Annotated in this window: 10 protein-coding genes; 8 read left to right on the top strand and 2 right to left on the bottom strand. The window is 61.4% G+C overall.

Annotation, left to right across the window (positions count from 1 at the left end; translation table 11 throughout):
- Positions 1–238 precede the first annotated feature (238 nt).
- Together aceF and aceE are read right to left on the bottom strand one after the other, a co-directional pair.
- Positions 239–2,206 (bottom strand): dihydrolipoyllysine-residue acetyltransferase, encoded by a 1,968-nt coding sequence (gene aceF, locus BKX96_RS21410; protein WP_077185419.1) that lies wholly within the window; start codon positions 2,204–2,206, stop codon positions 239–241.
- Positions 2,207–2,217: 11 nt separating this feature from the next.
- The gene (gene aceE / locus BKX96_RS21405; protein ID WP_046819893.1) at positions 2,218–4,863 is read right to left on the bottom strand and encodes a pyruvate dehydrogenase (acetyl-transferring), homodimeric type; all 2,646 of its coding nucleotides are present in this window, start codon (positions 4,861–4,863) and stop codon (positions 2,218–2,220) included.
- A 383-nt stretch (positions 4,864–5,246) separates the two neighbouring features.
- Here aceE and glnE point away from each other — a divergent pair, with 383 nt between their 5' ends.
- The 8 genes from glnE to BKX96_RS21365 all read left to right on the top strand — a co-directional run bounded on the left by glnE (position 5,247) and on the right by BKX96_RS21365 (position 15,340).
- Positions 5,247–8,186 carry a bifunctional [glutamate--ammonia ligase]-adenylyl-L-tyrosine phosphorylase/[glutamate--ammonia-ligase] adenylyltransferase gene (glnE, locus tag BKX96_RS21400; protein WP_077185418.1) on the top strand — a complete coding sequence of 980 codons (2,940 nt, stop codon included), beginning with the start codon at positions 5,247–5,249 and terminating at the stop codon, positions 8,184–8,186.
- A 194-nt stretch (positions 8,187–8,380) separates the two neighbouring features.
- Positions 8,381–9,415 carry a lipopolysaccharide heptosyltransferase II gene (waaF, locus tag BKX96_RS21395; RefSeq protein WP_046819891.1) on the top strand — a complete coding sequence of 345 codons (1,035 nt, stop codon included), beginning with the start codon at positions 8,381–8,383 and terminating at the stop codon, positions 9,413–9,415.
- A 1-nt stretch (position 9,416) separates the two neighbouring features.
- Entirely contained in the window at positions 9,417–10,478 is a 1,062-nt protein-coding gene (waaC, locus tag BKX96_RS21390) for a lipopolysaccharide heptosyltransferase I (protein ID WP_046819890.1), read from the top strand.
- Positions 10,478–11,599, top strand: a complete 1,122-nt coding sequence (locus BKX96_RS21385) for a glycosyltransferase family 4 protein (RefSeq protein ID WP_046819889.1) — start codon at positions 10,478–10,480, stop codon at positions 11,597–11,599. The genes waaC and BKX96_RS21385 overlap by 1 nt, the downstream gene beginning before the upstream one ends.
- Positions 11,600–12,406 (top strand): lipopolysaccharide core heptose(I) kinase RfaP, encoded by an 807-nt coding sequence (gene rfaP, locus BKX96_RS21380; protein ID WP_046819888.1) that lies wholly within the window; start codon positions 11,600–11,602, stop codon positions 12,404–12,406.
- Positions 12,406–13,140: a lipopolysaccharide kinase InaA family protein gene (locus BKX96_RS21375; protein WP_046819887.1), complete on the top strand. Its 735-nt coding sequence runs from the start codon at positions 12,406–12,408 to the stop codon at positions 13,138–13,140. The genes rfaP and BKX96_RS21375 overlap by 1 nt, the downstream gene beginning before the upstream one ends.
- Positions 13,137–13,889: a lipopolysaccharide kinase InaA family protein gene (locus tag BKX96_RS21370; RefSeq protein ID WP_077185417.1), complete on the top strand. Its 753-nt coding sequence runs from the start codon at positions 13,137–13,139 to the stop codon at positions 13,887–13,889. The genes BKX96_RS21375 and BKX96_RS21370 overlap by 4 nt, the downstream gene beginning before the upstream one ends.
- The gene (locus BKX96_RS21365; RefSeq protein WP_077185416.1) at positions 13,889–15,340 is read left to right on the top strand and encodes a lipopolysaccharide kinase InaA family protein; all 1,452 of its coding nucleotides are present in this window, start codon (positions 13,889–13,891) and stop codon (positions 15,338–15,340) included. Before BKX96_RS21370 ends, BKX96_RS21365 begins: the two co-directional genes overlap by 1 nt.
- Positions 15,341–15,419 lie beyond the last annotated feature (79 nt).

Raw genomic sequence — 15,419 nt, 5'->3', positions numbered from 1 at the left:
AAGGCGCAATCGGCTTTGAACGGCCGTGCAAGCAGGCTAGTTATTTGGCCTTGAAAAATACCGGGCAGAAACGGATTCGACTTGTGGGGGATATCAGCCACAAATGTAGGAAGTGATCTATTGGGGTAAAACGCCGGGCAAAAAAAGCCCCGCCAAATTGGCGGGGTTGAGGTACGAGCGTGGCGCTCGGAAAACGTGAAACGCGACAGGCCCTCCAGTGAAGGAGGGCCGGCCGGTGTTACAGCAGGATGGTGCGGATGTCCGCCAGCAGGTCGCTCAGGCGCTTGGTGAAGCGTGCAGCAGCGGCGCCATTGATCACGCGGTGATCGTAGGACAGCGACAGTGGCAGCATCAGTTTCGGCTGGAAGGCTTTGCCGTCCCAGACTGGCTGGATGGTTGCCTTGGAAACACCGAGGATCGCCACTTCCGGCGCGTTGACGATCGGCGTGAAGCCGGTGCCGCCAATGTGGCCGAGGCTGGAAATGGTGAAGCAGGCGCCTTGCATCTCGTCCGACGAGAGCTTTTTGGTCCGGGCTTTTTCAGCCAGGGAAGCCGCTTCGGCAGCCAGTTGCAGCAGGCTCTTCTGGTCGACGTTCTTGATGACCGGTACCAGCAGGCCATCCGGAGTGTCGACGGCGAAGCCGATGTTCACGTATTTCTTGCGGATGATCGCCTTGCCGCTTGGTGCCAGCGAGCTGTTGAAGTCCGGCAGTTCCTTGAGCAGGTGCGCGCAGGACTTGAGCAACAACGGCAGGATGGTCAGCTTGACGCCGGCCTTCTCTGCAACGGCTTTCTGGGCGGTACGGAACGCTTCCAGCTCGGTGATATCCGCCGAGTCGAATTGCGTCACGTGCGGCACGTTCAGCCAGCTGCGGTGCAGGTTGGCGGCGCCGACCTGCATCAGGCGGGTCATCGGCACTTCTTCGATTTCACCGAAGCGGCTGAAGTCCACGACCGGAATCGGCGGGATGCCCGCGCCACCGGTGGCGCCAGCAGCAGCGGCCGGTGCTTCCTTGGCCTTCTGCATCATGGCTTTGACGTAAACCTGCACGTCTTCTTTCAGGATGCGACCGTGCGGACCGCTGGCGCCAACGGCGCTCAGCTCGACACCGAATTCGCGGGCCAGTTGACGCACGGCAGGGCCGGCGTGAACCTTGGCGCCAGGCCGGGCTGGAGCGGCAACCGGTGCGGCAGCCGCAGGAGCGGCGGCAGCAGGAGCAGCAGCGGCTGGCGCAGCAGCGCTCGGCGCGGCAGCGGCAGCGGCTGGTGCCGGAGCAGCGGCCGGGGCAGCACCTTTGACTTTCAGCTTGAGGATCAGGTCGCCGGTACCGACTTCGTCGTCCAGCTTGACGGAGATGCTTTCCACCACGCCAGCGGCAGGCGATGGAATCTCCATGCTTGCCTTGTCGGATTCCAGGGTGATCAGCGACTGGTCGGCTTCAACGCTGTCGCCGGCCTTGACCAGGACTTCGATGATCTTGGCCTTGCCCGCCGAACCGATGTCCGGTACGTGGATGTCCTGGACGCTGTCGGCTACCGGTGCAGCAGGCGCAGCGGCCTGTGCCGGAGCAGCGGCGGCAGGAGCAGCAGCTTGAGCAGGCGCAGCGGCAGCAGCCGGTGCCGCAGCACCTGCTACTTCCAGGTCCAGGATCAGGTCGCCGGTGCCGACTTCGTCGTTGAGCTTGACGCTGATGGCCTTGACCACGCCAGCGGCAGGCGACGGGATTTCCATGCTGGCCTTGTCGGATTCCAGGGTGATCAGCGACTGGTCAGCCGTGACGGTGTCGCCGACCTTGACCTGGATCTCGATGATCTGGGCCTTGCCCGACGAACCGATGTCCGGCACGTGCACTTGCTGAACCGAAGCGGCAGCAGGCGCAGCAGCAGGAGCGGCCGGCGCTGGGGCAGCGGCCGGTTTCTCTTCTGCTTTTGCAGCAGGCGCAGCGGCAGCCGCGGGCGCCGCAGCAGCGGCACCTTCGACTTCCAGCTCCAGCAACTCGTCGCCTTCTTTCAGGCGATCGCCCAGCTTCACTTTCAGGCTCTTGACGATACCGGCCTTCGGCGCAGGCACTTCCATGCTCGCCTTGTCCGATTCCAGCGTCAGGATGCTCTGCTCGGCTTCGATGCGGTCGCCGACCTTCACAAACAGTTCAATTACTTCACCTTCACCGCTGCCGATGTCAGGTACGCGAATGAGTTCGCTCACAGAATCTCTCCTCAGCAGTCCAGTGGGTTGAGTTTTTCCGGGTTGATACCGAACTTGGCAATGGCTTCAGCCACGACCTTAGGTTCGATGTCACCACGGTCAGCCAGTGCTTCCAGGGCTGCCAACACCACGAAATGACGGTCGACTTCGAAGAAATGACGCAGTTTCTTGCGGCTGTCGCTGCGGCCAAAACCGTCGGTGCCCAGGACTTTGAATTCCTTGGACGGTACCCACTGACGGATCTGCTCGGCGAACAGTTTCATGTAGTCGGTAGAGGCGATGACCGGACCTTTACGGCCGTTCAGGCACTCTTCCACATAGCTCAGCTTAGGCTTCTGGCCCGGGTGCAGACGGTTGGTGCGCTCAACGGCCAGGCCGTCGCGACGCAGTTCGTTGAAGCTGGTAACGCTCCACACGTCGGCGCCGACGTTGAACTCTTCACGCAGGATCTTCGCTGCTTCACGGACTTCACGCAGGATGGTGCCGGAGCCCATCAGCTGGACGTGGTGCGCCGCTTCGCGGTTGTCTTCTTCCAGCAGGTACATGCCCTTCTTGATGCCTTCTTCGGCACCGGCTGGCATGGCTGGCTGCTGGTACGATTCGTTCATCACGGTGATGTAGTAGAAGACGTCCTGTTGCTCTTCGGTCATCTTCTTCATGCCGTCCTGAATGATCACCGCCAGCTCGTAGCCGTAGGTTGGATCGTAGGTGCGGCAGTTCGGGATGGTCGCGGCCAGCAGGTGGCTGTGACCGTCTTCGTGTTGCAGGCCTTCACCGTTCAGGGTGGTACGGCCGGCGGTGCCGCCGATCAGGAAGCCACGGGTACGGCTGTCGCCAGCGGCCCAGGCCAGGTCGCCGATACGCTGGAAGCCGAACATCGAGTAGAAGATGTAGAACGGCAGCATTGGCTGGTTGTGGCTGGAGTACGAAGTACCGGCAGCGATGAAGGAGCTCATGGCGCCCGCTTCGTTGATGCCTTCTTCGAGGATCTGGCCCTTCTTGTCTTCCTTGTAGAACATCACCTGGTCTTTATCGACTGGCTCGTAGAGCTGGCCGACGGACGAGTAGATGCCCAACTGACGGAACATGCCTTCCATACCGAAGGTACGGGCTTCGTCCGGGATGATCGGCACGATGCGCGGACCGATTTCCTTGTCCTTGACCAGTTGCGCGAGGATGCGCACGAACGCCATGGTGGTGGAGATTTCACGATCGCCCGAACCGTCGAGGATGGCCTTGAGGGTATCCAGTGGCGGAGTCGGAACGCTGAAGCTTTGTGCGCGGCGCTGTGGCACGAAACCGCCCAGTGCAGTGCGGCGCTCGCTCAGGTAGCGGGCTTCGGCGCTGTTTGGCTCCGGCTTGAAGAACGGCAGGTTTTCCAGTTCTTCGTCTTTTACAGGGATGTCGAAACGATCACGGAACAACTTCAGGCTGTCGACATCGACTTTCTTGGTGTTGTGCGCAGTGTTTTTCGCTTCGCCGGCACCGGTGCCATAACCCTTGATGGTCTTGGCCAGGATGACAGTCGGCTGTTCTTTGTGGTTGACCGCTTCGTGGTAAGCCGCATAGACCTTGTACGGGTCATGGCCGCCACGGTTGAGTTTCCAGATTTCGTCGTCGGACAGGTCTTCGACCATCGCCTTGAGTTCTGGCGTGTTGAAGAAGTGTTCACGCACGAACGCGCCGTCTTTGGCTTTGTAGTTCTGGTACTCGCCGTCGATGACTTCGTCCATGCGGCGTTGCAGGATGCCGTCGACGTCCTTGGCCAGCAGTGGGTCCCAGAAACGGCCCCAGATAACTTTGGTCACGTTCCACTGGGCACCGCGGAATACGCCTTCGAGTTCCTGGATGATCTTGCCGTTGCCGCGAACCGGGCCATCGAGGCGCTGCAGGTTGCAGTTGATGACGAAGATCAGGTTGTCCAGCTTCTCGCGGCCAGCCAGGGAGATCGCGCCCAGGGATTCCGGCTCGTCGCACTCGCCGTCGCCCAGGAAGCACCAGACTTTCTGCTTGCCGGCAGGAATGAAGCCACGGGCTTCCAGGTACTTCATGAAGCGCGCCTGGTAGATCGCCTGGATCGGGCCCAGACCCATGGATACCGTCGGGAACTGCCAGAAGTCAGGCATCAGCCAAGGGTGCGGATAGGACGACAAGCCCTGGCCGTCGACTTCCTGGCGGAAGTTGTTCATCTGTTCTTCGCTGATGCGGCCTTCCATGAACGCACGGGCATAAACGCCTGGCGAGGTGTGGCCCTGGAAGTAGATCAGGTCACCGCCGTGTTCGTCGGTCGGGGCCTGGAAGAAGTAGTTGAAGCCGATGTCATACAGGGTCGCACTGGAAGCGAAGCTGGAGATGTGACCGCCGAGGTCAGAATCTTTCAGGTTCGTACGCATTACCATGGCCATCGCGTTCCAGCGTACCAGCGAGCGAATGCGGCGTTCCATGAACAGGTCGCCAGGCATGCGTGCTTCGTGGGTTACCGGGATGGTGTTGCGGTAAGGCGTGGTGATGGCGTAAGGCAACTGCGAACCGCTGCGGGTCGCGAGTTCACCCATACGGGTCATCAGATAGTGAGCACGGTCTTCGCCTTCTTTGTCGAGAACCGATTCCAGGGCGTCCAGCCATTCCTGGGTTTCGACGGGATCGAGGTCTTGCATGGCTTGCTCCAGGGCGGAAAGGCTACCAGAATCGGTTGCCTGAGTTAGCGACTGGCCTTGTGGGCAGACGTTATGAATTCTTGGATTGCCGATAGGTTGTTCCGGCGGTGTGTAGTTTTACTACAAATCATCCGGCATTTCAGCCTTGCTAATGTATATACGAGTAGTAAAACTACAGATGAGCGGCTTGTGGCCCCCGGCTGCGTTGTGAGAATAATCGTTAAGGTTGGTCTTTTGCCAACCGAAAAAGGTGAAAGCTTGATGCTGGCTGCCAATAAAAAAGAATTTTCAGCTATTTCTAACTTTTGTTCGACACTCCTTCAGGTAGTGGGTTTGCGAGATTCACTACATGCAGCCCGTCACACGCCGATCAAGGATAGACCATGAGCCTGCCTCCGCTTGCCGACCTGCCCGCCATTCTCTTGCCGTTTGTCACCCGTGCCGAGCAGTCGTTCCGTACCGCGGTCAGCGCCCTGGACGATGACCATGGGCTGAGCGCCTGGCCCCCTGAACGCTGGGCGCAATTCGCTCGCGTCACCGCTGCCAGCGACTTCGTCACCGAACAAAGTGTGCGTGACCCCCTTCTGTTGCTGGCGCTGGTGCAGTCCGGTGAACTCGACCGCAGCTTCGCCCCTGGCGAGATGCGCGCGCAGATTGGCGCCGCCGTGGACGCCGCCGAAACAGACGATCAACTCGCACGGGCGTTGCGTCGTCAACGTGCGCGTCATCAGGTGCGGATCATCTGGCGCGACCTAACCCGCCAAGCCGATCTGGTGCAGACTTGTCGCGACCTCTCGGACATGGCCGATGCGAGCATCGACCTGGCCTATCAGTGGCTGTACGCCCGGCATTGCCAGCAGTTCGGCGTACCCACCGGCCGGCGCAGCGGCGAGCCGCAGCAGATGGTGGTGCTCGGCATGGGCAAGCTGGGTGCGGTGGAACTGAATCTGTCGTCGGACATCGACTTGATCTTTGCCTACCCCGAAGGCGGTGAAACCGTCGGGGTCAAGCGCCCACTGGATAACCAGGAGTTTTTCATTCGTCTCGGCCAGCGCCTGATCAAGGCCCTGGACCCGATGACCGTCGACGGCTTCGTGTTTCGCGTCGACATGCGCCTGCGCCCTTATGGTTCGTCGGGTGCGCTGGTACTGAGTTTCAATGCGCTGGAGCAGTACTACCAGGACCAGGGGCGCGACTGGGAGCGCTACGCGATGATCAAGTCACGAGTGGTGGCTGGCGATCAAGTGGCCGGTGCGCAACTGCAAGAGATGTTGCGACCCTTCGTATACCGACGCTATCTGGACTTTTCCGCCATCGAAGCGCTGCGCACCATGAAGCAGCTCATCCAGCAGGAAGTGCGGCGCAAGGGCATGGCGGACAATATCAAGCTTGGCTCCGGCGGCATCCGCGAGGTGGAGTTCATTGCCCAGGCCTTCCAGCTGATTCATGGCGGTCGAGACCTGAGCCTGCAGCAGCGCCCACTATTAAAAGTGCTGAGTACGCTGGAAGGTCAAGGGTACCTGCCGCCAGCGGTGATCAATGAACTGCGCGAAGGTTACGAGTTCCTGAGATACACCGAGCATGCGATCCAGGCGATTGCCGATCGCCAGACGCAAATGCTGCCCGACGGCGCCCAGGACCAGGCGCGCATCGCCTTCATGCTGGGCTTTGCCGACTGGTCGGCGTTCCATGAGCAATTGATGTACTGGCGTGGCCGGGTGGCCTGGCATTTCGGCCAGGTGATCGCCGATCCCGACGAGGAGCAGGGTGCCGAAAGCGAAGTCGTGGTGGGCGGTGAATGGCTGCCGTTGTGGGAGGAAGCCCAGGATGAAGAAGCCGCCTGCCGTCAGTTGCAGGAGGGCGGCTTCGCCGATGCCAGTAAAGCGTTGAAGGCGTTGGCCAGCTTGCGCGGCAGCCCGCAGTTGCGCGCCATGCAGCGTCTGGGGCGTGAACGCCTCGATGCCTTTATCCCGCGCTTGCTGGCTCAGGCTGTAGAGCATGCCAACCCGGATCTGGTGCTGGAGCGGGTATTGCCACTGGTTGAAGCCGTGGCGCGCCGTTCTGCCTATCTGGTGCTGTTGACGGAAAATCCCGGCGCACTGCGACGCTTGCTGACCTTGTGCGCGGCGAGCCCGTGGATTGCCGAACAGATCACCCGCTTTCCGTTGCTGCTCGATGAGTTGCTCAACGAGGGCCGGCTGTTCAAGCCGCCGTTGGCACCGGAGCTGGCCGCCGAGTTGCGCGAACGCCTGACGCGGATTCCCGAGGACGACCTCGAGCAGCAAATGGAAGCCTTGCGGCATTTCAAGCTGGCGCACCGCTTGCGGGTCGCCGCTTCGGAAATCGCCGGCAGCCTGCCATTGATGAAAGTCAGCGATTACCTGACCTGGCTCGCCGAAGCGATCCTGGAGCAAGTGTTGGCCCTGGCCTGGCGGCAAACGGTCGCCAAGTACGGCACACCGCTGCGCACCGACGGTACGTTGTGCGATCCCGGCTTCATCATTGTCGGTTATGGGAAAGTCGGTGGCCTGGAATTGGGGCATGGTTCGGACCTGGACCTGGTGTTCATCCATGATGGCGATCCACAGGCAGAAACCGACGGGCCGAAGTCGATCGATGGCGCGCAGTTTTTCACCCGGCTGGGGCAGCGGATCATTCACCTGCTGACGGCGCAGACCAACTCCGGTCAGCTGTATGAAGTCGACATGCGTCTGCGGCCGTCAGGTGCATCCGGGCTGCTGGTGAGTTCGCTGGGGGCATTTGCCCGCTATCAGGAAAATGAAGCCTGGACCTGGGAACATCAGGCGCTGGTAAGGGCGCGGGTGCTGGTCGGCAGCGAGGATGTCGGTCGGGCGTTCGAGCAGGTTCGCGCCTCGATCCTGGGCAAGGCACGCGATCTGCCGACCCTGCGCCAGGAGGTCAGCGAGATGCGTGCCAAGATGCGCGATAACCTGGGCAGCAAGAGTACCGCGGCCGGCACCGGGGCAAATGCCTTCGAAGTCTCGGCGCCCTTCGACCTCAAGCAGGACGCCGGAGGTATCGTCGATATTGAATTTATGGTGCAATACGCGGCCCTGGCGTGGTCCGAAACACACCCGCCATTGCTGCGCTGGACGGACAACATCCGCATTCTGGAAGAGCTGGAGAAGGCCGGGCTGATGCCAGTCGAGGACGCCAGCCTGTTGCGTGAGGCTTATAAATCCTATCGCTCCGCCGCCCACCGGCAGGCCTTGCAGAAGGATGCCGGAGTGATACCGGGTGACCAGTTCGCGGACGAACGGCGACAGGTGATGCGGATCTGGCGTGAGCTGGGGCTAAGCTGAAATACGGTATTTGCAACACCGAATACCCAATGTGGGAGCGAGCCTGCTCGCGATGAGGCCGTCACATCCAGCATCTATGCTGATGGTCATGCCGCTTTCGCGAGCAGGCTCGCTCCCACAGTAGATTTGCAGTGTTTTGTAGAATTCACGAGGCGGGGAGGCGTAGGCCTCCCCGGTTCGTTTATGGAAACCACATGAAAATTCTGATCGTTGGGCCCAGTTGGGTCGGTGACATGGTGATGGCGCAGACACTGTTTCAGTGCCTCAAGCAACGCCACCCGCAATGCGAAATCGACGTGCTGGCCCCCGAGTGGAGCCGGCCGATTCTTGAGCGCATGCCCGAAGTTCGCCAGGCCTTGAGCTTCCCGCTCGGCCACGGCGCACTGGAGTTGGCGACGCGTCGGCGCATCGGCAAATCCCTGGCTGGCCAGTACGACCAGGCGATCCTGCTGCCGAATTCCCTGAAGTCAGCGCTGGTGCCGTTCTTTGCCGGCATCCCCAAGCGCACCGGCTGGCGCGGCGAGTTCCGCTACGGCCTGCTCAACGACGTGCGTACGCTGGACAAAGAACGTTACCCGCTGATGATCGAGCGCTTCATGGCCCTGGCCTACGAGCCGGGCGTTGAACTGCCCAAGCCATACCCGCGCCCGAGCCTGCGGATCGATCCGGTGACTCGCGAAGCGGCATTGGCCAAGTTTGGCCTGGCCCTGGATCGCCCGGTGTTGGCCCTGTGCCCCGGTGCCGAGTTCGGCGAGTCCAAGCGCTGGCCGTCCGAGCACTACGCCAAGGTCGCTGAAGCGAAGATTCGCGAGGGCTGGCAAGTCTGGCTGTTCGGCTCGAAAAACGATCATGCCGTGGGTGAAGACATCCGTTCGCGGCTGATTCCCGGCTTGCGTGAAGAGTCGGTGAACCTCAGTGGCGGTACCTCGTTGGCCGAGGCCATCGACTTGCTGTCCTGCGCCGATTCGGTGGTGTCCAACGACTCTGGCCTGATGCACGTTGCCGCCGCGCTGAACCGCCCGCTGGTGGCGGTCTACGGTTCGACGTCACCGGGCTTCACGCCGCCGCTGGCCGAACATGTCGAGATCGTGCGCCTGGGCATCGAATGCAGCCCATGCTTCGACCGCACCTGCCGATTCGGCCATTACAACTGCCTGCGCCAGCTCATGCCGCAAGCGGTGAACGAAGCCTTGCAGCGGTTGCAAGGCACTGTGGTCGAGGTCAAATAGTTTGCGGGTACTGCTGATCAAGACTTCATCGCTGGGCGACGTGATTCATGCGCTGCCCGCGTTGACCGACGCCTCGCGGGCCATCCCCGGCATCACGTTCGACTGGGTGGTGGAAGAAGGCTTTGCCGAAATTCCGACCTGGCACCCGGCGGTGGGCAAGGTGATTCCGGTGGCGATCCGTCGCTGGCGCAAGAACATCTGGCAGACCATCAAGAGTGGCGAGTGGAAGCGCTTCAAACAGAGCGTTCGCGCCACGAAATACGATTTGGTCATCGATGCCCAGGGCCTGTTGAAAAGCGCTTTGCTCACCCGGTATGTGAAAGCACCGGTGGCCGGACTCGATAAAAGTTCGGCGCGCGAGCCCCTCGCCGCACGGTTCTATAACCGGCGCCTGGCGGTTGCCCGCGGCCAGCACGCGGTAGAGCGGGTGCGTCAGTTGTTCGCCATCGCCCTGGGGTATGACTTGCCCAAGGGCCTGGGCGACTACGGCCTGAGCGTCGAGCGCCTGGTGGAACTGCCGCGCAAGAATCCGTATGTGCTGTTCCTGCATGGCACCACCTGGGACACCAAGCACTGGCCCGAAGCCTACTGGCGCGAGCTGACCGAACGGGTCGGTTATCTCGGAGTGGGCGTCAAGCTGCCGTGGGGCAACGCGGTGGAAAAGGCCCGCGCCGAGCGCATCGCTGCCGGCTTCAAGCACGCCGAGGTATTGCCGAAGCTGAACCTGGCCGGGGTCGGCAAGGTGCTGGCCGGCGCGCAAGCCTGTGTAGCGGTGGATACCGGCCTCGGTCACCTGGCCGCGGCGCTGGATGTGCCGACGCTGTCGCTGTTCGGCCCGACCAACCCGGGCCTGACCGGGGCCTACGGCAAGTCGCAGATTCACCTGGCCAGCGACTTCCCCTGCGCGCCGTGCTTGCAAAAGAAATGCACTTATCAACCGACGGCCGAAGATGCCAGTCGTTTTGACTTGAAGCGCGAGTGGCCATTGTGCTTCACGCGTCTGAATCCCGAGCGTGTCGCGAGCCGACTGAGCACGTTATTACTGGCTGAGGAGCTGCGCTGATGCAATTGGCATTTGTCCTGTACAAATACTTTCCCTTTGGTGGCCTGCAGCGCGATTTCATGCGCATCGCCCTGGAGTGCCAGAAGCGCGGCCACCAGATCCGCGTCTATACGCTGATCTGGGAAGGCGAGGTGCCACCGGGTTTCGAAGTGCTGGTGGCGCCGGTCAAGGCCTTCTTCAACCATCGACGCAACGAAAAGCTCACCGAGTGGATGGAAGCGGACCTGGCCAAGCGGCCGGTGGACCGCTTGATCGGCTTCAACAAGATGCCGGGCCTGGATGTCTACTACGCTGCCGACGGCTGCTTCGAAGACAAGGCGCAGAACCTGCGCAACTCGCTGTACCGCCGTTGGGGTCGCTATCGCCACTTCGCCGAATACGAGCGGGCGGTGTTCGCCAAAGAGGCGAAGACTGAAGTGCTGATGATCTCCGAGGTCCAGCAACCGCTGTTCATCAAGCATTACGATACGCCGCTGGAGCGCTTCCACCTGCTGCCGCCAGGCATTGCCCAGGACCGTCGTCGGCCGGCGGATGCGGACGAAATTCGCGCCGGGTTCCGCGCCGAATTCAATCTTGAGGACGATGACTTGCTGCTGGTGCAGATCGGCTCCGGGTTCAAGACCAAGGGCGTGGATCGCAGCCTCAAGGCCCTGGCCGCTTTGCCCGCTGATCTGAAGAAACGCACCCGGCTGTTTGTAATTGGCCAGGACGACCCCAAATTGTTCCAGATGCAGAGCGCCACGCTGGGGCTCGGCGACAACGTGACGTTCCTCAAGGGCCGCAGCGATATTCCGCGCTTCCTGTTGGGCGCCGATCTGTTGATCCACCCGGCCTACAACGAAAACACCGGCACCGTGCTGCTCGAAGCGCTGGTGGCCGGGTTGCCGGTGCTGGTGAGCGCGGTCTGCGGCTACGCCCATTACATTGCCGAAGCCGACGCTGGCCTGGTATTGGACGAGCCGTTTGATCAAGCCCAGCTGACACAGTACCTGACCGGTATGTTGAACGACGCTCAAGCAAGGGCGGCCTGGAGCCGCAACGGTGTGGCCTTCGCCGAGACGGCCGACCTCTACAGCATGCCGCAGCATGCGGCCGATGTGATTCTGGCGGAGCACGCTTAAATGAAGTTGATGCTGGCTGAACCGTTCAAGAGCCTTTGGGCCGGACGCGACCCGTTCGCCGAAGTCGAAGGCTTGCAGGGCGAGGTGTACCGCGAGCTCGAAGCTCGCCGTACCCTGCGTACCGAGGTGAACGGCAATGGGTTTTTCGTGAAGATTCACCGTGGCATCGGCTGGGGTGAGATTTTCAAGAACCTGCTCACCGCCAAGCTGCCGGTGCTGGGAGCCGGCCAGGAATGGAAGGCCATCCAGCGCCTGCAGGAAGTCGGCGTACCGACCATGACCGCCGTCGCTTATGGCGAAAAGGGCAGCAACCCGGCCGACCAGCATTCATTTATCGTCACCGAAGAGCTGGCGCCAACCGTCAGCCTCGAAGACTTCAGCATCAACTGGATCAAGCAGCCGCCCGAGCCAACGCTCAAGCGTGCGCTGATTGCTGAAGTGGCACGCATGACCGGCATGATGCACCGTGCCGGGGTCAACCATCGCGACTGTTACATCTGCCACTTCCTGCTGCACACCGACAAGCCGGTGACCGCGGACGATTTCAAACTCTCGGTGATCGACCTGCACCGCGCCCAGACCCGCCCGGCGATCACCTCGCGCTGGCGTAACAAGGATCTGGCGGCGCTGTATTTTTCCGCCCTGGACATCGGCCTGACCCGGCGCGACAAACTGCGTTTCCTCAAAGGCTATTTCCAGCAACCGCTGCGACAGATCCTGAGCGAAGAAGCAGGGCTTTTGAGCTGGCTCGAAGGCAAGGCCAACAAGCTTTACGAGCGTAAACAGCGATACGGAGACGCGCTCTGATGGCAGGTTGGAGACTGGAGCCTGATTACTGCGATCTGGCTGACGACTTCGGCAGCCTTGAAGCTGTGTTTGCGTTGCAAGGTGAGCGCCTGACCCGCGATCCGCTGTCGGAGGTCATTCGCGTCCAGCGCAATGGCGTCAACTATTACGTCAAGCGCTACGTGGGGGCCGGCAAAGGTTTGCGCCGTTACCTGGGCAAGCCTCGCGTTAAAATGGAGTGGCAGAACCTCAAGCGCTTTGCCAAGTGGGGCATTCCCACTGCCGAGGTGGTGGCCTGGGGCCTGGAACGTCGCGGTGCGGCCTATGACCGCGGGGCGATGATCACTCGCGAACTGCCGAATACAGAAGATCTGTCGGCGCTGGCCGAGCGTCATGATGCGAAGCTGGCGGACCGGGCCTGGGTCGACAACATCAGCCAGCAACTGGCCAGTTACACCCGGACGATGCATGAACATCACTTTACCCATAATGATCTGAAGTGGCGCAACCTGCTGGTCGACGATCAGGCCCGGTTGTTCCTGATCGACTGCCCCAACGGTGACTTTTGGCGCGGTTTCTGGCTCAAGTACCGAATCACCAAGGACCTGGCCTGCCTGGACAAAGTCGCCAAGTATCAACTGTCGGCTACCCAGCGCCTGCGCTTTTACCTGCAATACCGCCAACGGACCCGGCTCAATGCAGCCGACAAGAAGCGTATCCGGCACGTGGTGAGATTTTTCGAGGGACGCGAATGACTGATTTCCTGGCCGCTGAAGACCGTGCGCTGCTTGAGCGCCACGATCTCGGCACTTTCGATGCGCTCTGGGCCCGGCAGCTCGATGCCGTGGACGAACCCAACACCCAACGCGGTGGATGGAGCAGCGTGTTTCGACTGGATCTGGAAGGTCGTGGCTTTTACCTCAAGCGCCAGAGCAACTACCAGATGCATACCTTGCATGCGCCATTTGGCGAGCCAAGTTTTGCCCGGGAGTTTCGCAATATCAGCCGCTACGAAAAGCTCGGCATACCGGCGCTCAAGGCGGTGTTCTTCGGTGAGCGCAAGGTGGAGGGCGAAACCCGGGCGATTCTCCTGACGCGCGCCCTCGACGGCTGGGATGATCTGGACTCACTGTTGCAGCGCTGGTCGGACCTCGGCGAGGCGCAACAGGTGGCCATTCTGCAAGCTTGCGGGCATCTGGCGCAGCAGCTGCACCGCATGCGCCAGGTGCATGGCTGCTTCTACCCCAAGCATATTTTCCTGCGGGCAACCGGTGACGGCTATCAGGCTCAACTGATCGACCTGGAAAAGACCCGGCACTTGTTGTTCGGAATGCGTGACCGGGTCAAGGACCTGGAGCCATTGCTGCGTCGGGCACCCGAGTGGAGCGAAAGGCAATTGCGAGAGCTGCTGGCCGCCTATCTGGATCAACCCCGGGACAGCTCGCTGATCGATACTTGGCTGGTGCGCCTGACCGCGCGGCGCAGCCATAAGGAGAAGCGCTGATGCGTTTGTCCGAACTGAAAAATGCTGGCCGTCACCCGAGCCTGCCGTTAAGTCTTTCGCTGGCCGATGCGGCCGGGCCGGCGCAGTTACAGTTGCTGACCCTGTTGCGGGTTTTGCCCGGACAGCGTTATGTCGGTGCGGGTGTATGGCGCGGCCGACCGGTGCTGGCCAAGTTGCTGGTGGGCAGCAAGGCGGCGCGACATTTCCAGCGCGAGCTGGACGGTGTGCGGCTGCTGGCTGCCCAAGGCCTGACCACGCCGCTGCTGTTGGCTGACGGCCTGAAAGACGGCGAGGGTGGCTGGCTGCTGTTTGAGTTCCTTGAAGGTGCCCAAAGCCTGGGTGATGCCTGGCAGCAGGTGGAAGGCCTGCCGGTGCTGGCCGATGAGCAATCAGCCGTTCTGGCGCAAGCCTTGGGTGCGATCGGTCAAATGCACCGCAAAGGCTTGTGGCAGGAAGACCTGCACCTGGACAACCTGCTGCGCCAGGGCAATCGGTTGTATTTGATCGATGGCGCCGGGATCTGCAGCGAAACCGCGGGTCAGCCACTCTCTCGGCAGAAAGTCCTGGAAAACCTCGGGGTATTTTTCGCCCAGTTACCCAAGTCGCTGGAGCCGTTCACCGAGGAGTTGCTGGTGTACTACCTGCTGAGCAACGGCGAGCATGCCCTGCCCATGGAGGCGTTGCAGAAGCAGGTCGACAAGGTTCGCAGTTGGCGCCTCAAGGATTTTCTGATCAAGGTCGGTCGTGAATGTACGTTGTTCAGCGTCCAGCGCGGAGCGTTCGGCTTGCGCGCGATTCGTCGCGAGGAAGAAGCGGCGATGCTGCCGGTACTGGCCCGGGCCGATGCCTTGCTGGATCAGGGTTACCTGTACAAGACCGGCGGCGCGGCGAGCGTCGGCAAGGTCGAAGTGGACGGTCGTGCGCTGGTGATCAAACGCTACAACATCAAGGGTTTCGCCCACTGGCTCAAGCGTTTCTGGCGCCCGAGCCGTGCCTGGCACTCCTGGCGCGAAGGTAACCGCCTGGCCTTTCTCGGCATCGCCACGCCCAAGCCCCTGGCGGTGCTGGAGAAACGTTTTCTCTGGTTGCGCAGCCGTGCCTATCTGATCACCGAGCATCTGTCGGGCCCGGACATCATCGAGCGTTTCGCACCGTACATGGATAGTGGCGATGCGCCGGAAGCCGAGTTGCAGGCGCTGGATCACCTGTTCGCCGAATTGATTCGAGAACGAATCAGCCATGGCGACTTCAAGGGCCACAACCTGTTCTGGCAGCAGGATCGCTGGGCGCTGATCGATCTGGATTCGATGTGCCAGCACCACTCGCTCCAAAGCTTCGCCCCGGCGTATGCGCGGGATCGGGCGCGGTTCATGCGCAACTGGCCTGAGAGTAGTGCGCTTTATCAGGTCATCGATCAGCGTCTTCCGAAAGATATCTCCAGCGCAGTCTGAATCTCTTCGCGAGCAAGCCCGCTCCCACATCCAATGTGGGAGCGGGCTTGCTCGCGAAGAGGTCGGAACAGCCGCCCGA

Origin of the sequence: Pseudomonas putida, assembly GCF_001976065.1 — a bacterium.
GTDB lineage: Bacteria > Pseudomonadota > Gammaproteobacteria > Pseudomonadales > Pseudomonadaceae > Aquipseudomonas > Aquipseudomonas serbica.
Note: the sequence above shows the minus strand (reverse complement) of the source record. Positions and strands in the feature narration are given on the sequence as shown.